General features: G+C 66.4%; 18 protein-coding genes. 6 read left to right on the forward strand and 12 right to left on the reverse strand.

Annotation, left to right across the window (positions count from 1 at the left end; genetic code table 11):
* Nucleotides 1-206: 206 nt before the first annotated feature.
* Nucleotides 207-1,673 (forward strand): NarK family nitrate/nitrite MFS transporter, encoded by a 1,467-nt coding sequence (locus tag JYP50_RS09040; RefSeq protein WP_206560186.1) that lies wholly within the window; start codon nucleotides 207-209, stop codon nucleotides 1,671-1,673.
* Nucleotides 1,674-1,695: 22 nt separating this feature from the next.
* Entirely contained in the window at nucleotides 1,696-3,453 is a 1,758-nt protein-coding gene (locus tag JYP50_RS09045) for a bifunctional protein-serine/threonine kinase/phosphatase (protein ID WP_206560187.1), read from the forward strand.
* Nucleotides 3,454-3,595: 142 nt separating this feature from the next.
* On the opposite strand, the gene JYP50_RS09050 is transcribed toward JYP50_RS09045, so the two are convergent.
* The 10 genes from JYP50_RS09050 to JYP50_RS09095 form a co-directional block, all read right to left on the reverse strand.
* A complete protein-coding gene (locus JYP50_RS09050) occupies nucleotides 3,596-4,780 on the reverse strand; it encodes a CmpA/NrtA family ABC transporter substrate-binding protein (RefSeq protein ID WP_206560188.1) in 1,185 nt (394 codons plus the stop codon).
* Nucleotides 4,777-5,400 (reverse strand): ANTAR domain-containing protein, encoded by a 624-nt coding sequence (locus JYP50_RS09055; RefSeq protein ID WP_206560189.1) that lies wholly within the window; start codon nucleotides 5,398-5,400, stop codon nucleotides 4,777-4,779. The genes JYP50_RS09050 and JYP50_RS09055 overlap by 4 nt, the downstream gene beginning before the upstream one ends.
* A 10-nt stretch (nucleotides 5,401-5,410) precedes the next feature.
* Complete coding sequence (locus JYP50_RS09060) at nucleotides 5,411-6,625, reverse strand: alginate export family protein (RefSeq protein ID WP_206560190.1); 1,215 nt, start codon at nucleotides 6,623-6,625, stop codon at nucleotides 5,411-5,413.
* Between the two features lie 346 nt (nucleotides 6,626-6,971).
* Nucleotides 6,972-7,418, reverse strand: a complete 447-nt coding sequence (locus JYP50_RS09065; RefSeq protein WP_206560191.1) for a hypothetical protein — start codon at nucleotides 7,416-7,418, stop codon at nucleotides 6,972-6,974.
* Nucleotides 7,419-7,583: 165 nt separating this feature from the next.
* Nucleotides 7,584-8,030 carry a regulatory protein RecX gene (locus JYP50_RS09070; protein WP_206560192.1) on the reverse strand — a complete coding sequence of 149 codons (447 nt, stop codon included), beginning with the start codon at nucleotides 8,028-8,030 and terminating at the stop codon, nucleotides 7,584-7,586.
* Between the two features lie 108 nt (nucleotides 8,031-8,138).
* Nucleotides 8,139-9,188, reverse strand: a complete 1,050-nt coding sequence (recA, locus tag JYP50_RS09075) for a recombinase RecA (protein WP_206560193.1) — start codon at nucleotides 9,186-9,188, stop codon at nucleotides 8,139-8,141.
* A gap of 187 nt (nucleotides 9,189-9,375) precedes the next feature.
* Complete coding sequence (locus JYP50_RS09080; RefSeq protein ID WP_347136752.1) at nucleotides 9,376-10,410, reverse strand: succinylglutamate desuccinylase/aspartoacylase domain-containing protein; 1,035 nt, start codon at nucleotides 10,408-10,410, stop codon at nucleotides 9,376-9,378.
* Nucleotides 10,407-11,876, reverse strand: a complete 1,470-nt coding sequence (locus tag JYP50_RS09085; protein WP_206560195.1) for a glutamate--cysteine ligase — start codon at nucleotides 11,874-11,876, stop codon at nucleotides 10,407-10,409. Before JYP50_RS09085 ends, JYP50_RS09080 begins: the two co-directional genes overlap by 4 nt.
* Before the next feature lie 103 nt (nucleotides 11,877-11,979).
* A complete protein-coding gene (locus JYP50_RS09090) occupies nucleotides 11,980-12,288 on the reverse strand; it encodes a chaperone modulator CbpM (protein ID WP_206560196.1) in 309 nt (102 codons plus the stop codon).
* Entirely contained in the window at nucleotides 12,285-13,232 is a 948-nt protein-coding gene (locus tag JYP50_RS09095) for a DnaJ C-terminal domain-containing protein (RefSeq protein WP_206560197.1), read from the reverse strand. The genes JYP50_RS09090 and JYP50_RS09095 overlap by 4 nt, the downstream gene beginning before the upstream one ends.
* A 222-nt stretch (nucleotides 13,233-13,454) precedes the next feature.
* On the opposite strand from JYP50_RS09095, the gene JYP50_RS09100 reads away from it, so the two are divergent.
* Nucleotides 13,455-13,955, forward strand: a complete 501-nt coding sequence (locus JYP50_RS09100) for an aminoacyl-tRNA deacylase (RefSeq protein WP_206560198.1) — start codon at nucleotides 13,455-13,457, stop codon at nucleotides 13,953-13,955.
* A 187-nt stretch (nucleotides 13,956-14,142) separates the two neighbouring features.
* Nucleotides 14,143-15,390: an MFS transporter gene (locus JYP50_RS09105; RefSeq protein ID WP_206560199.1), complete on the forward strand. Its 1,248-nt coding sequence runs from the start codon at nucleotides 14,143-14,145 to the stop codon at nucleotides 15,388-15,390.
* A 55-nt stretch (nucleotides 15,391-15,445) separates the two neighbouring features.
* Here the strand turns inward: JYP50_RS09105 and JYP50_RS09110 are convergent, their stop codons facing one another.
* The gene (locus JYP50_RS09110; RefSeq protein WP_206560200.1) at nucleotides 15,446-15,994 is read right to left on the reverse strand and encodes a cytochrome b; all 549 of its coding nucleotides are present in this window, start codon (nucleotides 15,992-15,994) and stop codon (nucleotides 15,446-15,448) included.
* 16 nt (nucleotides 15,995-16,010) lie between these two features.
* Nucleotides 16,011-16,652: a hypothetical protein gene (locus JYP50_RS09115; protein WP_206560201.1), complete on the reverse strand. Its 642-nt coding sequence runs from the start codon at nucleotides 16,650-16,652 to the stop codon at nucleotides 16,011-16,013.
* A gap of 262 nt (nucleotides 16,653-16,914) precedes the next feature.
* On the opposite strand from JYP50_RS09115, the gene JYP50_RS09120 reads away from it, so the two are divergent.
* Nucleotides 16,915-18,354: a Wadjet anti-phage system protein JetA family protein gene (locus JYP50_RS09120; protein WP_206560202.1), complete on the forward strand. Its 1,440-nt coding sequence runs from the start codon at nucleotides 16,915-16,917 to the stop codon at nucleotides 18,352-18,354.
* Nucleotides 18,332-19,015: a DUF4194 domain-containing protein gene (locus JYP50_RS09125; RefSeq protein ID WP_206560203.1), complete on the forward strand. Its 684-nt coding sequence runs from the start codon at nucleotides 18,332-18,334 to the stop codon at nucleotides 19,013-19,015. The genes JYP50_RS09120 and JYP50_RS09125 overlap by 23 nt, the downstream gene beginning before the upstream one ends.
* The last annotated feature ends 19 nt before the right edge of the window (nucleotides 19,016-19,034 follow it).

Consider the following 19,034-nt stretch of genomic DNA (forward strand, 5'->3'; position numbering starts at 1 on the left):
GTGCAGCGATAGCAAGCGCGCGGCCCAACGCGAGGGCGCCGCGGCCCTGCCCTCCGGCCCCTGAGCCAGGCCGAATGCGGCCTTGAGGCCATTCCACCCACGCCTGGCATGCACTTTGCTAAACCTCTCCAGCACAGCTGCAGCTTGCGAGCGTAACGGCGCGCTCAGACCTCACCTGAATTTCACATTCCAAGAGAACTGAATCCATGAGTAGCCCGGTCAATGTACTGGACCTGTCGCGTCCTGCTGTTCGCACCCTGCACCTCGCATGGGTCGCTTTCTTTATTACCTTTGTCGTGTGGTTCAGCCACGCGCCATTGATGGCGCACATTCGCAGCGCCTTCGACCTCAGCAACCAGCAGCTCAAGGCGCTGCTGATCCTCAACGTCGCCCTGACCATTCCGGCGCGGATCGTGGTCGGCATGCTGGTGGACCGCTTCGGCCCGCGCCTGGTATTCAGCCTGCTGCTGGTGTGCAGCTCGTTCTTCTGTTGGGGCTTCGCCTTCGCCACGAGCTACGAGATGCTCGCCCTGTTCCGTTTTCTCGGCGGTTTTGTTGGCGCGGGCTTCGTGATCGGCATCCGCCTGATCGGCGAGTGGTTCCCGGCCCGCCAGGTGGGCATGGCCCAGGGCATCTACGGCGGATGGGGTAATTTCGGCTCGGCGGCGGCCGCCATGAGCCTGCCCACCCTGGCCCTGGCCTACGGCGGCGACGACGGTTGGCGCTATGCCATCGCCAGTACCGGCGTGGTGTCGCTGTGTTACGGCGTATTCTTCTACTTGCAGGCACGCAATACACCCAAGGGCTCCACCTACTTCAAACCCAAGCGCCACGGCGGCCTGGAGGTGAGCACCTGGAAAGACTTCTACCTGTACATCGCCATGACCCTGCCCCTGTATATTGCCCTGGCGGTCATGAGCTGGCGCCTCTCCCCCGCCAACCTGTCGCTGCTCGGCCAGACGGCCACCTACGCCATGTACACCGTGCTGGCGGTGCTCTTCGTGTTCCAGGTCAGCCAGATCTGGCGTGTGAACCGCGACCACCTGCGCGCGGGGGTTCCCGATTACGACCGCTACGCCTTCAGGCAGGTGGCGGCCCTGGACTGGGCCTACTTCGTCACCTTCGGCTCGGAGCTGGCGGTGGTTTCCATGTTGCCCCTGTTTTTCATGGAAACCTTCGCGCTCGACGCGGTCACCGCGGGACTGCTGGCCTCGGGCTTCGCCTTTATGAACCTGGTGGCGCGACCGAGCGGCGGCTACTTCTCCGACCGTTTCGGGCGTAAAAAGTCCCTGTCGGTACTGATCGCCGGCCTGGCGGTGGGCTACCTGGTGATGTCCCTGGTCGACAGCGGCTGGTGGATACCGGCCGCCGTGGCGGCCACCATGGCCTGCTCCTTTTTCGTGCAGGCCGGCGAGGGCGCGGTGTTCGCCATGGTGCCCCTGGTCAAGCGACGGATGACCGGGCAGATCGCCGGCATGGTCGGCGCCTACGGCAACGTGGGCGCGGTGACCTACCTGACGGCGCTCACCTTCGTCGATGCCTCCAGTTTTTTCCTGATCATTGCCGGCAGCGCCGCACTGTGCTTTTTTGTGGTGCAGTTCATCAGTGAACCCCGGGGACAAATGCAGGAAACCCTGCCCGATGGCACGGTGCAACTGATCGACCTCACCTGACACGGGGTGCAAACAGGCCACCATGACCCGCGCGCGCACGCTACCGGCAGCCAGCCACCTCGAGGCCCGACTGGGCCTTGAGATGGGACAGTACAGCTGTGCCGGCCGCAAGGCGATCAACGAGGACGCCATCGGCATCCGCGCCCCGGACGGCCCGCTGCTCACCACCAAGGGGGTCGCGGCGGTGATCGCCGACGGGGTCAGCAGTGCCGAGGCCGGGCGCGAGGCGAGCCAGAGCTGCGTTACCGGTTTCCTGTCCGATTATTTTTCCACCCCCGAAACCTGGACCGTGCGCCACTCGGTGCAGCAGATCCTCACCGCGCTCAATCGCTGGCTGTACCGCAGTGGCCAGGGCCTGCCGGACGCCCGCCGCGGATTCATCACCACCATGAGCGCACTGGTGCTCAAGAGCCAGCAAGCCCACCTGTTTCACATCGGCGACAGCCGCATCTACCTGCTGCGCGACGGCCGCCTCGAGCAACTGACCCGGGACCACACGGTGCCGGTCGGCGACGGGCACCGCTACCTGGCACGGGCCCTCGGTCTCGATATCCACCTGGAAGCGGACTACCGCAACCTGGCGCTGGAGCGCGGAGATCTGTTCCTGCTCACTACCGACGGCGTGCACGATGTGCTCGGCGCGGCGCAACTGGCAGAGCTGCTGGTCAATGCCGGGGACGATCTCGCCGCCACCTGTCGCACTTTGTGCGACACCGCCCTGCGCGCCGGCAGCGATGACAACCTGAGCTGCCAGTTGCTGCGGGTCAGCAGCCTGCCAACGCCGGAGATCGACGATGTGGTGGGAAGGCTGACCCAATTGCGCTTTCCCCCGCCTTTGGCGGCAGGCAATGTACTGGACGGCTTTCGCATCGAACGCGAACTCCATGCCAGTCCGCGCAGCCAGGTCTACCTGGTGCGCGACGTGCAAAGCGGCGAACGTTTTTGCATGAAAACCCCTTCCGACAACTTTAGCGACGACCCCGCCTACATCGAGCGCTTTGTTTTGGAAAGCTGGATCGGCTCGCGCATCAACAGCCCCTACGTGGCCAGGGTGGTCGACCCGGGCCGTCCCCGCACTTGCCTCTACTACCTGAGCGAGTACGTCGACGGCATGACGCTCGCGCAGTGGATGCGCGAGCACCCCAGGCCGGCGGTGGAGGAGGCGCTCTACCTGGTGTGCCAGATCGCACGCGGCCTCCGCGCCCTGCACCGCAGGGAGACACTGCACCAGGATCTCAAGCCGGACAATATATTGATCGATGCCAGTGGGCAGGTAAAAATCATTGATTTCGGCAGCTGCAGCGTGGCCAGCATCGCCGAGATCGCCACCCCCCTGGTGCGCGACAGCGCGCTGGGCACCGCCAGCTACGCGGCCCCCGAATACACCGTGGGACGAAAGCCGGACCCGCGCGCCGACCTGTTCTCGCTAGCGGTCATCACCTACGAGTTGTTGACCGGCACCGCGCCATTCGAGGGCAAGCTGGAACGCTGTCGCAGTCAGCGCGACTTTCTGGCGACGCGCTACACACCCAGTTATCGCATCAATCCCCGGGTGCCCCACTGGATGGACGGCGCCCTGCGCAAAGCCCTGCGTTTTCATCCGGAACGGCGCCACGGCGACGTGTCGGAGTTCGCCCACGAATTGCAACATCCCAATCCGGCCTACCTGGAATACCACCAGCGACCGTTGATGGATCGCAAACCCCTACTCGCCTGGCAATTGATAGCCGCCGCGCTGGCCGTGGCGGAGCTGGTGACCCTGGCGCTGCTGGTGGGCTAAAGCGCACAATGGCACTTACTTAAGTGAAAAACTGGGCATTTTGCCCTCTGTAGGGTCGAATTCATTCGACCAAATGAGGCGTTCACGGCATCAATGGCCGAATAAATTCGGCCCTACAACGCTAAAGTCAGTGCCATTCGGGCTAGAGCCGGTAGTCGGCGCCCAGCTCAATACCCGGCTCGAATTGCCAAACACCGCGATGGGTGTTGCTGGGGCGGTAGTCCCGTTCCGGGCACGGCAGGTTCAGGTAGCGCGCGCACTCACGATAGAGGTCGGTGCGCAAGGTGCGCTGAATCAGCGACTTGATGCGCTCCTCCCCCATGTGCTTGCCCAGCAGCTCGCTGGTCTGTTGCACCAGCCATTCACCGTCGCTGCGCCAGGGAAAGCCCGCCTGGTAGCGACCGAACACGTGGAAGTCGGGCAACGACAGCGGCGCCTGGCCGCGGGCGAAAACCAGCTCCCCCGCCAGCGAGGGCCGCAACAGCTCCTCCGGCATATCGAGGTAGTGCGGATCGGCGAGGATCGATGCGGCCCGCAGCCGGTTATCCGGCAAGGACAGCCAGGCGCAGGCTTCCATTAGCGCCAGGCGCAGACGCAGGTGCGCCGCCGGATATCGCTGGTGCCACTGTTGGGTCACGCCCAGCACCTTTTCCACGGCGTTGTTCCAGATAGCGTAGCCGGTGGCCTGCACCTGCCCGATGCCGCGCTGTACCGCCACCGTGTTCCAGGGCTCGCCCACGCAGTAGCCATCGATAATGCCCCGGGCCAGGCTGTCCACCATCTGCTCCGGCGGCAGCACAATGACATGCACATCGCGGTCCGGATCCACACCGCCGGCGCGCAGCCACTGCCGCAGCTGGAAAATATGACAGGAGAAGGTGTGCGCGGCGGCGAAGGTCAGGGTCGTTCCACTACCGGCGGATTCGCGTATATGGCGCCCAAGGGCGGCAGCGGTACTGAGCGCACCTTCCCTCGGGTCGCCGTCCCGCGCGGCCAATACCTCCGCCAACCGTTGGCTGACGGTGATGGCATTGCCGTTCAGGCTCAGGGCGAGGCCGGTGATCACATCGGCGCGCATGCCGCCGGCGCCCAGGGACGTGGCAAAAGGCAGCGGCGCCAGCATTTGTGCGGCATCCAACTGGCCCACCACCAGTTTGTCGCGCAGATTGGCCCAGGACACTTCCCGCTCCAGTCTCACCGAAAGGCCGTAGCGCTCGTACAGGCCCAGCTCCCGGGCGACCGCCAGCGGCGCGCTGTCAGTCAGGCGCAGGTAGCCCAGGCTCAGGTCGCGCTTTTCCGCAACCGGCTGGCGTGCGACGTCGATCATGGTTTGCTCCCTTTCGCCGTGGGTTTGTCGAGGATCTCGATAATGCCTCGGGCGGTCTCCGCCAGCGTGCGATTTTGGTCCATCGACAGTTTGCGGATGGTGCGAAACGCCTCGTCCTCGGTCACCCCGTGGGCCGCGCAGAGCAGCCCCTTGGCTTTCTCCACCACCTTGCGCTGGGCCAGTTGCGCGCGGGTCCGGTCGAGTTCCCGCTTGAGTTCGTCAAAGGCGGCGAACTGGGCCATGGCGACGTCAATTACCGCGCGAACCCGCTCCGGGTTGATGTCCTCGGCCTGGTAGGCGGTCACGCCGGCGCGAATCGCATCGCCGATAAAGCGCGAGTCGCCGCTGCCGGAGAACATCACCACCGGCCTGGGATTGTGGGCGGAGGCAATCGACAGGCTCTCCAGCACATCGCGGTCGGGGGAGTCCAGGGCGATCACCACCACGTCCGGTTCCAGCTGCGCCATCTGGTACAACAGGCCAGAGGCAGTGGCGATCACCGACACGACTTCGAGCCCGGGCTGCGAGAGACTGCGCTCCACCGCGGCCGCGCGCTCCGGGTTGTCGTCGACGAGAATCAGGCGCAAGGGCGCGGATGCCTGGGGGTCGATACTGCTCACCTGACGGGGGTCAATAACTGAAAGTCACGGTCAGCCACGCCTTTTGTGTATCGGCGTAGCGATCCCTGTTGTCGCTGGCAAAATTTGCATATTTGAGCTGCAAACTCAAGCGTGGATGCAGCGGCCAGGTGGCCGCCAGGTTCAGTTCGGAGCCGAAGTCGGCTCCGCCCACCGCGGCCTGGAAATCGTGCCAGGTCGCGGCAACCTTTAGCGACCCGATCGCGCCCGCCAGGCCAGCGTAGAGATCCTCGACTCCATCGCCGGGGGTGGCCAGGAACATGTCCGCCCAGCCCTGGAATTTGTGCAGGGTCGCCAGGGGGGTCTTGAAGCCCACGCCGTCGCCGGCATCCAGCACTTCGTAGCCGAGGGTCGCTGTCACCGGCCCCAACGGTGCCGCGCCCTCGAGCAGGTAGTAGTCCGCCCCGTAGTCCAACTGGCTGTCGCCCCCGTCGGTCTGTCGTGCATAGCTCAATCGCGCCGCTACCGGGCCGATTTTGCCCGCGTACTCCAGGCCCCAGGTATCGGAGCCGTTGTTCTCCGCCTGATTCGCCGTGAAGGCCGCTTGCGGCGCGACATCCAGCAGGTAGGCAAAGCCGCTCAGCGCGTGGCCGTCCGCCAGTGGCACCTGTATGCGTAACAGGTGGTTTTCCCCGTGCCAGTTGGCTGGCTGCGCGGTATCGTCCGGGCCAAAGATCCGGTTCACGTTGTACACATAGGCGTAGTCGGCCTCCGCGACCCCCCCCTCCCAGCGGGCGCGAAAACCGTCAAAGGTCTGCTCGTTCTGCCGCCAGGCCACGCCACCCACAAAGCGCTGGTTGCCGTGCAGGATGCGCTGGCGCCCGTAGGTCCCCACCAGCGCGTCGCCGCTGTAGCTCAACCAGGCCTGGTTGATTTCTGTCCCCTCGGGGTCGGCCACCACCGGGTACCCGGTCTCGCCATTGCCGGTATCGTTAAAACGCGCGGCGCCGATGCCGGTGACGTTATCGACTTCGGCCATGAAGGCAAAGCCCCGGTAACTGGCGGAGGAAAACGTGACCCGGGTGCGCAGCGTCGAGGCATCGGCACTTCGGTCGAGGGCATCGGTATCGACGTGTTCGTAGCGATAGCGCAGGTCGAGGCCCATATTGCCCGCCGCGACCATCCCCGGCATTGAATCGGCAACAGCCAACTCCTCCGCCCCGACCGCGGACACACCCAGCCCCGCCACGCCCCATATTACCCGCATGCCGACGTGCAGTATTGTTGGTGACCCTGTCATCATCGTTCCCCCTACAATGTTCGCTAGCGCAGTGCCAGTGCGCGGCAGCGGCAAATCCCAGGCCACAAAAAAGCCCGCACAGCCTCCCGAGATGAACCGGAATCCTGTGCAGGCTTCGTTGCCGATATGGATATTGGACCTGGCGTTACTAGGAGCTACAAAGCAAGTTTCGGGCCAGAATTAGAAAGAACACATAAACATTGGGCGCCTGGAGGTTTTGCGACCGGGCGCGCCGGCCCATTGCCGTGCGCCCGCATCACCGTGGTGCAATGACTGCACCCAAAGAGGGACAGCGCCACTGCCACGCGGCACATCAGCGCAGGATATTGCGCCGGTTCATGATCCCCGCGTAAACAAACAGCGCCAGGGCAATCACGAAGATGACCGCGCTAAACCACAGGGCGGTATCCCCCATGACCTGCAGGCCATCGGACAGCAGCAAGTTGCGGACCGAGGTCGCGATCATCGCCAACAGGGAGATAAAAAACGCCAGGGCCGCTGGCCGCCGCCGCATCAACAGCAGGATTGAGCCCAACACCGCGCCCCACACTGCGATGCCCCAGCACACGATCACCCAGACCGGAAAACCGTAGAAATACGCGAGTTGTTCCGGTGTAAAGTTACTCATGTACTGCTCGTGCTGCATCTGGGTGAGAGTAAAGTCGGCCGCACCCACGGCGTTCCACAGCAGTGACAGCACACCCACGACCCACAGGTGCCACGGCGTGCGCCGGGCGCGACGATCGGCCAATATCGACATGGTATTTCCTCGGTTTGTATTTGCGCGCTTGTATTTGCGCGCTTGCGGATGCCGCGCGGGTATCGGTGCGCGGCGTTGGCGCTATCTTAACAAATTCCCCACGGCGCGTGATGCCGGGCTGGCCAATGGCTCCGGGGGTCCCATCGTATGGGCGGGCCACCAGGGTTATTCCATCAAGTGCGAGAACTGCTCCGAACTGAATCCGCGATACTGCATAAAACGCAGGCGACGGCTCTTGTCCTTGAGGTCTTGCGGTTCTGCATCGCCGAATTTCTTGTGGTAGACCTCCGCGGCCACGGCCTGCCAGTCGACGTCCAGGCTCGCCAGCGCGCGCGACACCTCGGCCTCATCAAGGCCCTTCTGCCGCATTTCCTGGCGCAGGCGCAGAGGCCCGTAGCCGCGCTGGATGCGCTGCCGGGCGAAACTCTGGGCATAGCGCTCGTCGCTTTGCAGGTTCTCGTCGGCGAGCTGCACCAGCGCCGCCGCAATGAGCTCGCTGTCGCCAAAACGCCGCGCCAATTTGCGCTCCAGCTCGGCATGGGAATGCTCCCGCCGCGCCAGCAGATCCATTGCCGCGCGCCGGATCATTTGCGGGTCATCGCTTGCCGTCATGGTCGATACAGATTGGAAAAAAAGGCGCCGGGAGCGAGAGTGGGGTCAGTGGACCCGGCGCCTGAGAGGAAATAGTGGAGCCCCACGCGCTCTCGCTGCTCTGCGGGGCTACTCTTTCTCGGCGGCCGCCTCGACACCCTGCTCCTTGTCCTGTTCGCCCTTCGACGGCGGCGCAGTCATCATCTGGCCGCGGATCTGGGTCTCGATCTCGTTGGCCACCGCCGGGTTGTCCTCGAGGAACTTGGCGGCATTGGCCTTGCCCTGGCCGATTTTGTCGCCCTTGTAGGAATACCAGGCACCGGCCTTGTCCACCAGGTTGAGCTTGACGCCCCAGTCGATGACCTCGCCCATGTGGTAGATGCCCTTGCCGTACATGATCTGGAACTCGGCCTGCTTGAAGGGCGGGGATACCTTGTTCTTCACCACCTTGACCCGGGTCTCGTTGCCCACGACCTCGTCGCCCTCCTTCACCGCGCCGATGCGGCGGATGTCCAGGCGCACCGAGGAGTAGAACTTGAGGGCGTTACCGCCGGTGGTGGTCTCGGGATTGCCGAACATCACGCCGATCTTCATGCGGATCTGGTTGATGAAGATCACCAGGCAGTTGGTCTGCTTGATGGTGGCGGTGAGCTTGCGCATGGCCTGACTCAGCAGGCGCGCCTGCAGGCCCACGTGGGAATCGCCCATCTCGCCCTCGATTTCGGCCTTGGGCGTCAGCGCCGCCACGGAATCCACCACCAGCACGTCCACGGCGCCGGAACGCACCAGCATCTCGGCCACTTCCAGGGCCTGCTCGCCGGTGTCGGGCTGGGACAGGATGAGGTCGTCCACCGCGACACCGAGCTTCTCGGCGTAGATCGGGTCCAGGGCGTGCTCGGCGTCGATAAAGGCCGCGGTACCGCCGGCCTTTTGCGCCTCGGCGATCACCTGCAGGGTGAGGGTGGTCTTGCCGGAGGACTCCGGCCCGTAGATTTCGCAGATACGCCCCTTGGGCAGGCCGCCGATACCGAGGGCGATATCCAGGCCCAGGGAACCGGTGGAGATGGCGGGAATGGCGGCGCGCTCGTTGTCGCCCATGCGCATGACCGTGCCCTTGCCAAACTGGCGCTCGATCTGCGACAGCGCGGCGTCCAGTGCTTTCTGCTTATTGGGGTCCATATATCGTCTCCGGCTTGATCCAGTATTCTGTACAGCAAACTACTGTATATATACTCAGTTGTCGGAGAGAGAATTGCAAGCCCGGAAAGCCAACAATTTTGGCCAGATGTGCCCACTCGCCCACGATATGTCTGAAAATTCGACAGGTTGCAGGCAGGTGGCCGGGGGCGACCCCCGCAGAAGCCGTTCAATCGCCCGGCGGGGCCTGATCCGCGGCCACCGCGTAAAACAGGCAGTCGCTCTGCGCGATATCCGGGTTGTTGGTGACCATGAACAGCTTCAGCGCGCGCGCCGGATAGAGACGGCCCCCGTCGACACGCACCAACTGGCTCACCGCGCAGCGCCCGCCGGCGTCCTGCGCGCAAAACAGGCGGCGCGGGTCGCCGCGGGCCCAGCCCAGCGCCTGTTCCGGCCGCACCACGCCGAAATTGTGCCGCTCGACATCGGGCAGCAGGGTGACGTCGGCATCCGGGGCGGCGTGGTCGGCGTAGGTCAGGGCGATACCGGCGTTGAGTTCCAGCCGGATGGGATCGAGAAACAACTCCAGGGCGTGCTCGTTGCCCTCCTCCGCCAGCACCCGCTCCGCCAACAGGTAGCGCGCCAGGCCCTCGGCCGCCAGCCGGTGGGCATCCTCGTCGAGGCGCCCGCCGACCTCCACCGTTACCGTGGGGTAGTTGTGCTCGGAGATTTCCATCAGCGCGCCGAGACCCAGGTGGGACACCACCAAACGTTCGGTGAACAGCGCCACCAGGGCGTCGTGGTGGCGATCCCGGTGGGTGCACACACCGAAGGCGGGCCCGGAGCCGGAGGTGTTGTGCATATCGATCACCGCTTCCGGATGGTGCAGGCGGAGCACCTCCAGGATTTCCTCCGCCAGCCGGCCCTGCTCGTCGTGGAAGGGCGGGCGGAAACACCGGTTGAGATCCCGGGCGCCGGGCAGCATGCGGTGGCTGAACAGGGGGGGCTGCAGGGCCGCGGTCACCGAGGCCACGATGCACAGCGTGTTCACCGCCGGCTGGCGGCCGGATTTCAGCCACAAAAACAGGGCCCGGGCCCCCGAGGGTTCGTTGCCGTGCAACAGGGTGACGAAGGCGCGGGTGCGCCCGCTGTCGGCGCCGTCGAGGAAAATGCAACTGGGGCCGTCCAGGTAGCGCAGGAAGGCCTCCACGTCGCCACCGATTTCGGTGGCCAGGGGATTGCGCAGGAAGCGGAAGCGCCTCACAGCGGCCACTCCGCCACTGGCCGGTTGCCGACGCTGTTGTCGACAAAGTCCTGCAACATGGCGTACAGCGCCGCGTCGGCGGGCAGTGACTCGCGCCAATGGGCCAGGCGCCGCACCTGCCAGGTGGCGCCAGTCTGGCCGCGGGCCAGGCGCCGGGCTATCACCCCCAGGTATTTTTCCGCCTCGGCGCTGTCGATACCAATGGCCTCCAGGCCGCGGTAGGCCAGCGGCAGCAGCCTGCCGATGACCGCGTCGGCGCGCTGTTCCCGGTAGCCGCTCTGTTCCGGGTCCGGCCACACCAGCCGCGCGGCCAGCCCGTGCTGGGCCGCGCGGTAAAAATTGTACTCCGCCATGTGGAAGGGCAGCGCGGACAGCAGCGTGTCGATCTGCGGGCGGATGCCCTCGGCCAGCCCCACCAGGAAAGCGGCGTTGGCCACCATGTCCACCGGCGTGGGCCCGGCGGGCAGGGCCCGCATTTCCACCCTCAGGTGCCCGCCGTCCGCCGGGTCGTAGACCGGGCGGTTCCAGGACCACACCGTGCTCTGGTGCAGGCGCAGCTCGCGCAGCGGCGGCACCTCGGGCACCGGGTCCAGGGGCGCGCCGCACACCGGCAGCAGTGGCGGGTACAGGCGCACCGCCTCAGCAAACAGCTCCAGGGGGCCGCGCCGCACCCAGCCGTGCCCGAAGTTGACCCGGGCCGGCTCGTTCCAGCTATAGGGGTCGCGGACGCGGGTGTCGATCGACTGCTTGAACAGCGGCACCCGGGTCTCCTGCCACAGGCAGTGCCCGAACAGGATCGGCGAATTGCCGCCGATGGCCAGCGCCAGGGGCGTGGCCAGCTGGATGGCGTTGAAGGTATCGCCGAAATCCCCGGGGCGCACCCGGTAGTGCACCTGGAACGAGGTATTGGCGCCCTCGAGGGTAATGTCCGCCATTTCCAGTTTGAGCGGCTCGGGGCCGTCGATGTCCACGCGAAATTCTCGGCCGCGGCGGCGGATCAGCTGCGCCACCAGGGCGTGAAAGCGCTTGCGTTCGGTAATGCAGTGGGGGCCCAGGTCCTCGTCGCGCAGGGTCGGCAGGATGCCGGTGAGCACGATCTGGCCGCCCCGCGCCGCCGCCAGCTGGCGCAGGCCGCGCAGCTTGTCCAGGATTTCCGCCTCGGTGCGCGCGAAGGGGCGCTGGTCGAGGCCGTATGGCGAGAGATTGTATTCCAGGTTGTAGCGGTTCAGCTCCAGGGTCAGCTGCGGGTCGTCGGCGTCGGCCATCAACTCCTGGTTGGCGTACAGCGGCCGGCCGCCGGTGTCCACCAGGTACATCTCCAGCTCGGAACCCAGCGACCCGGGGCCGTCGCCGAACCCGGGGCGCGCGAGGCAGCGCTCGAGCTGCCCCAGGTTGTCGTCCAGGCAGTGGCGGAAAGCGGCATAATCGCCATCCTCGAATTCCGTCCTGTCGATGTCGCCGCCCATGTTTGCGTCCGCCCGGCCTCCGCGTCGGTTTTCGCATTCCCAGCATAGCAGTATAGACAGGCCTGCGGATTGGGCGCCGACGGCCGCCATGCCGGCTGGACCGCTACTCCTCCAGCATGAAGCGGCGCAACTGCCGGCGCAGCTCGCTGTTTTCGCGGCGCAGGCGCTCGCGCTGGCGCAGCAGGTCGATCAGCATGGCGGTGGCCACCCAATCCAGGTCCAGGTCCCGGCGCAGGCGCAGGGCCTTCTGCATCCAGCCGGCGGTGGCGGTGTCGAATTCCCAGTCGCGACTGCCGTGCCCCGCCAGCGGCCGGCCGATGCCGTGTTCGACAATGGTCACCACCTGCTGCTCGGTGATGCCCTCCCGTTCGCAGAACTCGCGCACGGTGATGCGCAGGATGCTGGTGCTCATGCCGATGCCCTCCACTGCGCCCGCGGATCAAAGGCCGCCTCCCCGGCCAGCTGCTGCCACAGCTCGCGGGTCCTGTCGTTGTCTTTGTCCGGCATCACCACCTTGAGCACCGCGTACAGGTCGCCGCGCCCCTGCCGGCCGACCAGGCCCTTGCCCTTCACCCGCATCTTGCGCCCCGACTGGCTGCCGGGCTTGATGGTGAGGGTGATCTTGCCGTCGAGGGTCGGCACCGTGACCTTGGCGCCCAGCGCCGCCTCCCAGGGGGCGACGGGGACCGTCACCAGCAGGTCGTGCCCCTGCACGTCGAACAGGGGGTGGGGCACCAGGCGGATGTGCAGATAGAGATCGCCGTCCGGCGCGCCACCGCGACCCGGCACCCCCTGGCCCCGAAGGCGGATGCGTTCGCCCTCGCCGACCCCGGCGGGAATCGTCACCTTCAGTGATTTGCGCTGGCTCGTGCGGCGGCCGCCCTCCACCACCGGCAATTCGTATTCCACCGGCTTGCGGGTATCGGCGAGGGTCTCCTCCAAAAACACCGGCATCTCGATTTCGACATCCTGCCCGCGGGCGCCGGCGCCGAAGCCGGCACCGCCCCTCTCGGCCTCGAAACCGCCACCGAAAATGGAGTTGAAAAAGTCGGAAAAATCCCCGGAAAAGTGGTGCTCCGCCGCGCCACCGGCGCGGGATTGCCAGCCGGGGGGCGGCTCGAAACCGCCCGCCCGGCGCCCGCCGTAGCGGCGCAATTCATCGAACTCCGCGCGCCGGGTATCGTCGCCCAGCACTTCCCAGGCCTCCGCCACTTCCTTGAATTTATCCTCCGACTCCTTGCCCGGATTGAGGTCCGGGTGGTACTTGCGCGCCAGCTTGCGGTAGGCCGCCTTGATGTCGGCCTTTTCCGCGTCCGGCTCGACGCCGAGGATCTGGTAGTAGTCCTTGAAATCCATACGCCCGTCCAGATTGAGATGGCGCCCGCAATGGCGCCCTTAAATCCACCCATAATGTATGGGTATGTTGCGGCGAGATACAAGCCTTGTACGGACGGTAATAGTGCCGCCGGTATCAACCCGATGCGCTCTTAGACCGTATGTGCATTAGCCCGAACGGCGGCCCGGAGCGGGCTATACTGCGGATACCGGCCGCGCCGCGATGTGCCTGGAGGCAGTATCATGAGTCTCTCTCCCGCTATCGAACACTACCTGAACACGCAGCACGTGCCTTTCGAGCTGCTGGAGCACTCCCGTTCCAGTACGTCGCTGCAATCCGCCCACCTCGCCCATGTCACGCCCGCGCAACTGGCCAAGGCCGTGGTGGTCAGGCGCCGGGACCAGCTGCTGATGTGTGTCCTGCCCGCCTCCCACCAGCTCATGCTCGAGTGGCTGAACAACGACTACGGCGGGCACTACCAGCTGGTCAGCGAACAGGAGCTGGCCGAGCTGTTCCCCGACTGCGACACCGGCGCCATCCCGCCCCTCGGCCAGGCCTACGGCATGAAGGTGGTGTGGGACAACAGCCTGCGCCACACCGAGCACGTCTACCTGGAAGCAGGGGACCACCGCCACCTGGTGCACCTGCACAAGGACGACTTCATGTACCTGATGGCGACCCAGGACCGCGCCACCATCAGTTGCGCGGCGGACACCGTGGAGTACTACCGCCACGTGCACTGACAGGGGTCCGAAGAGGCGCCCGCCAGGGGTTTTCAAACCCGCCGCGAGGCCGGCAAGCCGCGCGGTTTTTCGACAGCCCGCCAAGCCGGGCCCACGGCCGGCGCCACAAGCAGGCTGACCCGGCACCGCATTGCCAGGCGGGCGACGAGCCGCTAGAGTGGCGGCCCGTCCGCAAGCACCATCACCCATGCGCGCCACGCCACCGGCACCAACACAACCCGCCCGCGCCTCCCCTTTCGCGGAGCCCCTGTTCCGCCGCTACTTTGTCGCCTCCTGCCTGTCCACCCTCGGCACCTGGATCACCCGCTTCCTGTTGGGCTGGAGCGCCTGGGAGTTGACCCACGCCGCCCTGTGGGTGGGCATCACCAGCGCGTTGATGTTGCTGCCGACCTTCGTCCTGTCGCCGGTGTTTGGGGTGGTATCCGACCGGGTCAGCCCGCGCAACGGCATGCTGGCGACCCTGTCGGGACAGTGCGCCCTCGCCGCGCTGGCGGCCCTGGCGATGTACGGCGGGGTATTCGAGCTGTCGTGGCTGCTGGGCCTCGCGGTCGCCGTGGGCGCGATCAGCGCCGCCCACCACCCGCTGCGCCTGGCTTTGATTCCCCGGCTGGTGGGGCGCGCGGCGCTGCCCGCCGCCATCGGCGTCTCCGCCATCGTGTTCAACCTGTCGCGCATCCTGGGACCGGCGGCGGCGGGCTGGCTGTTGGCCCACACCGATGCCGCCGCGGCCTTTGCCGTGGCCGCCGCGCTGTTTGCCGGCGCCGGCCTCGCTCTGTTGCTGATGCGGGGCATCGCCGCGGTCGATCACGCCGGTGACGGCGCCCTGCTCGCCCAGCTGCGCGCCGGACTGCGTTTCGCCAGGGAGCACCCCACCATCCGCCTGCTGTTGCTGCTTACCCTGGTCAATGGCTTGCTGGGGCGCGCGATCATCGAGCTGTTGCCGGCGGTGTCCGGCAAGTTGCTGGACGGTGGCGCCACCACCCTCGCCGTGCTCACCGGCGCCGCCGGCGCCGGCTCCATTCTCGGCGGGCTGCTGCTGACCCGCCTGCGCAGCGATGAACACGCGCTGGTCACCATGGTTGTCGGCAGCCTGTTTTGCGCCGCGGTGGTGCTGTTGCCGGTACACTGGGCCGCGGGCCAGTGGAGCCTGGCCGGCGTGGTGCTGCTACTGAGCCTGGCCACCACCACCGCGGGCACCGGCAGCCAGGCCCTGGCGCAGCTGGCGGTGCCCGACGAATTTCGCGGCCGCGTGCTCAGCCTGTGGACGGTGGTCACCATGGGCGCCCCCGCCGTGGGCGGTTTCGCCATGGGCGCCCTGGCGGACATGCTGGGTTTTGTCCCGGTGCTGGTGGGCGCCGCCCTGCTGGCGCTGCTGGCCATCGCGCTGCTGTGGCAGCCGGCGCGATTGCTGGAACACCCGGGGACGGAAGGCTAGGCCCACATCCGGCGCCCCCGCCCGCCGCGACGGGGATCATCCGCAGGCCCGGGTGTCAGCGCCGCGCCGGCAGCATCCGCCGCAGCGTATCGTCGCCCTGCAGGTAATGGTGTGCCAGCGCCGCCAGCGCATGGAATGCAATCAGGCCGTAGCCCACCTTGCCCAGCAGTTCGTGCACCTCTTCCAGCTGCTCGGCAAGTCCCTCGTCCGGCGCCAACAGGGACGGCAGCCCCAAGCCCCACAGCGCCACCTCGTGATCCTCGGCGCTACGCACCGCCCAGCCCAGTACCGGCATCGCCAGCAACAACGCATACAGGCTGGCGTGCACCGCGCCGGCCGAGAACCGCTGCCAGGCGGGAGTAGTCGCCAGTGCCGGCGGCGCCGGCCTCGCCCACCGGTAACCGAGGCGCAGCGCGGTAACCAGCAAAATGCTCAGCCCGATATTAAAGTGCAGCCACTTCATGAAATCCCGCTCACTGGTACCGCGCTCGAACAACTCCCGCAGCTCGATGCTGCCATAGGCCCCGATGACCAGTAGCAGGGTGAGCCAGTGCAGCGCCATCAAGCCGGTGCCGTAGCGGACAGGTGCTTCGTGGTGGGACATGGTGTCACCTTTTTTGTCATTGATGGTTAATGCGCGCCAGCAAGCTGCGAATCTCAGCCTGGCGGCCGCGATCGGCGATCTCGCGCCCGGGGCGCTGCGCCGCGTGTCGGGCCCGCTCCAGGTAGTGGCGGGCTTCCGGCTCGCGCTGCTCTGCGTATAGAAAATCCGCCATAAAATAGTTGTTGTCAATATCACTCGGGGCGACCTGCAGCGCTTCGGTAAGGTAGCGTTCCGCCTTGTCGTCGCTGCCAAAGCCCAGGGGCCAACCCGGCACCTTGGCATAGAGCGTGCCCAGGCTGCACAGGGCCGCGCCATTCACCGCGCCGCGTTCGATGGACACCGCCCGCTCGAGCAGCCGACGCGCCTCTTTAGCCGCCCCCAGGGCCCCAAGGCCGCCTTTCACGCCGGCATAGCTGGAATAGGAGATGCCGCACCAGGTCAGCAGCGCCGCGCCGGCGTCCCGGGCCCGCGCCACTCCATCGCAATCCTCGGTCAATGCCTTCAGCGCAGCGCGCTGTGCGTCGCCGCGCAGCTCGAAATTCGCGTGTTCCCAGCGCGCTCGAACGCTCTCCGCCGCCACCCGCGCGCCGTCCTGCGCCGCCGCGCCCGACGCGATCACGCAGAGCCCCAGCAACAAGCCCATAATACGATTTTGCATAACCGATACCTCCGCCCTATCCAGACACCCGGGCAGCCTAGCGTTGAAGTATTATCGAACACTTAAGGCGCGCGATTGCCGGGCCGAAGGTCACCCGCAAGCAGCCGCGCCCCGGGGGCTCCCGGCAGTCCCTGGCGCGCGACGCCTATTCTGCAACCCGGGAGTCTGCTAATGTGGCATCTTTCCATCGGTCTCGCCTAGAATTGCCGCCTGGAACCAATCCTCGAGCGGCGCACAGAGACACCTGGCCAATACCTCCCGAATGTTCTTTACCGACGAGCGCACACAGTTTTTTCGCCCCCTTACCGGCAAGTACCGCGAGCAGGTCGCGGAGTGCCTGCGCCTGCTGCACGAGCGCTTGTACAGCTCCCACGCCGACTACGGTGAGTCCCTGCGCCGGGAGCAGGTGCTGGACGTGTTCACCGAGGCCCTGGAGCGCGCGCCACTACTGGAGGGCGAGGACGAAGGCCGGTTTAGCGGCAACCGCGAACAGGCGGGCTGGATTCTCAACCAGCTGGTGGAGCACGGCTGGCTCAAGCGCGACAAGGACGAGGCCTCCTTCCAGTCCACCTACCCCTTCAGCCGCACCGGACGGCTGTTCACCCAGACCCTGGCCGAGGTGGACGGGCGCAGCGTGCGCACCCGCCATCGCAATACCCGCAATACCCTCAATGCGCTGGCGGCTTTCCTGGAGCGCGGCGAGGCCTACGACCTGCTCGACGCCCACGAGCACTCCGAACGCATCATCGCCGACTTCACCGACATCATCGGCGAGCTGGAGGAGCGCAAGCGGGAGCTGGTGCGGGAGGTGGAGGCCCAGCAACTGGTGCAGCAGGCCTCGGACCAGTTCTTCGACTTTATGGAAAAGCGCTTCCAGCCGGACGTGGCGATTCGCCTGTCCGCCGACAGCGTGGAAAAACACCGCGAGCGCATCCACGCCACCATCGGCAAGATCCGCCGCAAGCAAAAGGCCTGGAAGGCGAACGCCGAGCGCGAACTGCGGCGCCTGGCGCCGGACCTGGTGGTCAACGAGGACAGCTCGGTGTTGTGGCAGCTGCTGGACAGTATCGAGCTGCGCATGCGCAACGCGTCCCAGATCATGCTGCCCGCCCTGCGCCGCACCCTGCAGGGTTTTACCCGCCGCGCCGACATCATCATCCGCCAGCTCAGCTACCTGCACAGCCAGCGGCACAACGATATCGCGGGACTGTGCCGGGAACTCTCGGAACTGGACGACGAGACCTTCGCCCGCCGCCTGGCGGCGGCCGGCGAGGCGCTGGCCGGCCTGCGCGTGACCCTGGTGGACCCGGGCCAGAACCGCCTGCGCGAACGCCGCCCGCGGCGCGCGGTGCACAGCCGGATCGCGGAACTGGACGTCCCCGACGAGGCCACCCGGCGCGAACTGCTGACCCAGCAGCTGCTGGAAAAAGCCTTCAATATCAACAGCGGCGCCCTGCGCGACTATTTGCGCGGCGCGCTGGGCGCGAGCCGGCGCATCGACAACCGCGACCTGCCCATCAACAGTGCCGCCGACCTGCTGGCCCTGAGCCACGTGATCGAGCTGGGCAGCGCCGACCACGCCGAGGCCGGATTCCGCCTGCGCCTGGAGCCCACCGAGGCGATCACCGGTGAACACTACTTTGCCCGCAGGGACGGTTACCTGCTGGAACTGGACTACGATGACGATACAAGCAAGCCTTGAAACCGCCCTGGAGGCGCGCGGGGTGAACCCCGCGCAGTTCTCCGAATTGATGATCCGCCTGCTGGACAACGGCGTGCTGTGCCGCGACGAGAGCAAGCGCGAGGCGGAACTCTACGACCGCTATCTGCAGGTGGCCGACCTGGTGGAGGACTACCTCGGCGTGCTGCGGGTGCGCCTGCTGCACGAAGCGCGCTTCCACTCCCTGCGCCTGTTTCCCCCCGGCGCCGAGGTACCGGGCTTGGCCGATCCCGAGGACGCCTTCAACAGCGGCCTGCGGGAGCGCCTGAATCAGCAGGAAGTGGCGCTGATCCTGGTGCTGCGGGCCGAGTATGACAAGGCCCTGCGTGAGGGACAGATCGACGAACACGGCCAGGTGGTACTGCCGCTGGAGGCGGTGAGCCTGGCCTGCAAGAACCTGCTCGGCCGGCCCCTGCCGGAGGGCCTGGTGGAGCGCCGCGCGCTATTCCGCCGCCTGCGCCAGCTGCGCCTGATCCGCACCGCCGGCGACGACGCCCTCGAGGACGCCGAGTCCTGGCTCACGATCCGCCCCGACATCACCAGCCTGGTCACCGACACTGTACTGGCGGAGCTACTCGCCGGCGACGCCCCCGCCGCCGAAACACCCAGCGCCGAGGCGGACCCCGAGGAGGAAACCCCGTGACCCCACCCCCAAACAAAAA

The sequence above is a fragment of the Parahaliea mediterranea genome (assembly GCF_017255185.1).
Lineage (GTDB): Bacteria > Pseudomonadota > Gammaproteobacteria > Pseudomonadales > Halieaceae > JAFKCZ01.

Excerpts from the sequence above, each read along its gene's own strand:
- JYP50_RS09095 (WP_206560197.1), bottom strand. The coding sequence starts at position 13,232 with ATGGATTTCAAGGACTACTACCAGATCCTCGGCGTCGAGCCGGACGCG.
- JYP50_RS09090 (WP_206560196.1), bottom strand. The coding sequence starts at position 12,288 with ATGAGCACCAGCATCCTGCGCATCACCGTGCGCGAGTTCTGCGAACGG.
- JYP50_RS09050 (WP_206560188.1), bottom strand. The coding sequence starts at position 4,780 with ATGATCGACGTCGCACGCCAGCCGGTTGCGGAAAAGCGCGACCTGAGC.
- JYP50_RS09070 (WP_206560192.1), bottom strand. The coding sequence starts at position 8,030 with ATGACGGCAAGCGATGACCCGCAAATGATCCGGCGCGCGGCAATGGAT.
- JYP50_RS09120 (WP_206560202.1), top strand. The coding sequence starts at position 16,915 with ATGTTCTTTACCGACGAGCGCACACAGTTTTTTCGCCCCCTTACCGGC.
- JYP50_RS09110 (WP_206560200.1), bottom strand. The coding sequence starts at position 15,994 with ATGTCCCACCACGAAGCACCTGTCCGCTACGGCACCGGCTTGATGGCG.
- JYP50_RS09045 (WP_206560187.1), top strand. The coding sequence starts at position 1,696 with ATGACCCGCGCGCGCACGCTACCGGCAGCCAGCCACCTCGAGGCCCGA.
- JYP50_RS09115 (WP_206560201.1), bottom strand. The coding sequence starts at position 16,652 with ATGCAAAATCGTATTATGGGCTTGTTGCTGGGGCTCTGCGTGATCGCG.
- JYP50_RS09085 (WP_206560195.1), bottom strand. The coding sequence starts at position 11,876 with ATGGGCGGCGACATCGACAGGACGGAATTCGAGGATGGCGATTATGCC.
- JYP50_RS09065 (WP_206560191.1), bottom strand. The coding sequence starts at position 7,418 with ATGTCGATATTGGCCGATCGTCGCGCCCGGCGCACGCCGTGGCACCTG.
- JYP50_RS09060 (WP_206560190.1), bottom strand. The coding sequence starts at position 6,625 with ATGCGGGTAATATGGGGCGTGGCGGGGCTGGGTGTGTCCGCGGTCGGG.
- recA (WP_206560193.1), bottom strand. The coding sequence starts at position 9,188 with ATGGACCCCAATAAGCAGAAAGCACTGGACGCCGCGCTGTCGCAGATC.
- JYP50_RS09040 (WP_206560186.1), top strand. The coding sequence starts at position 207 with ATGAGTAGCCCGGTCAATGTACTGGACCTGTCGCGTCCTGCTGTTCGC.
- JYP50_RS09125 (WP_206560203.1), top strand. The coding sequence starts at position 18,332 with ATGACGATACAAGCAAGCCTTGAAACCGCCCTGGAGGCGCGCGGGGTG.
- JYP50_RS09105 (WP_206560199.1), top strand. The coding sequence starts at position 14,143 with ATGCGCGCCACGCCACCGGCACCAACACAACCCGCCCGCGCCTCCCCT.
- JYP50_RS09100 (WP_206560198.1), top strand. The coding sequence starts at position 13,455 with ATGAGTCTCTCTCCCGCTATCGAACACTACCTGAACACGCAGCACGTG.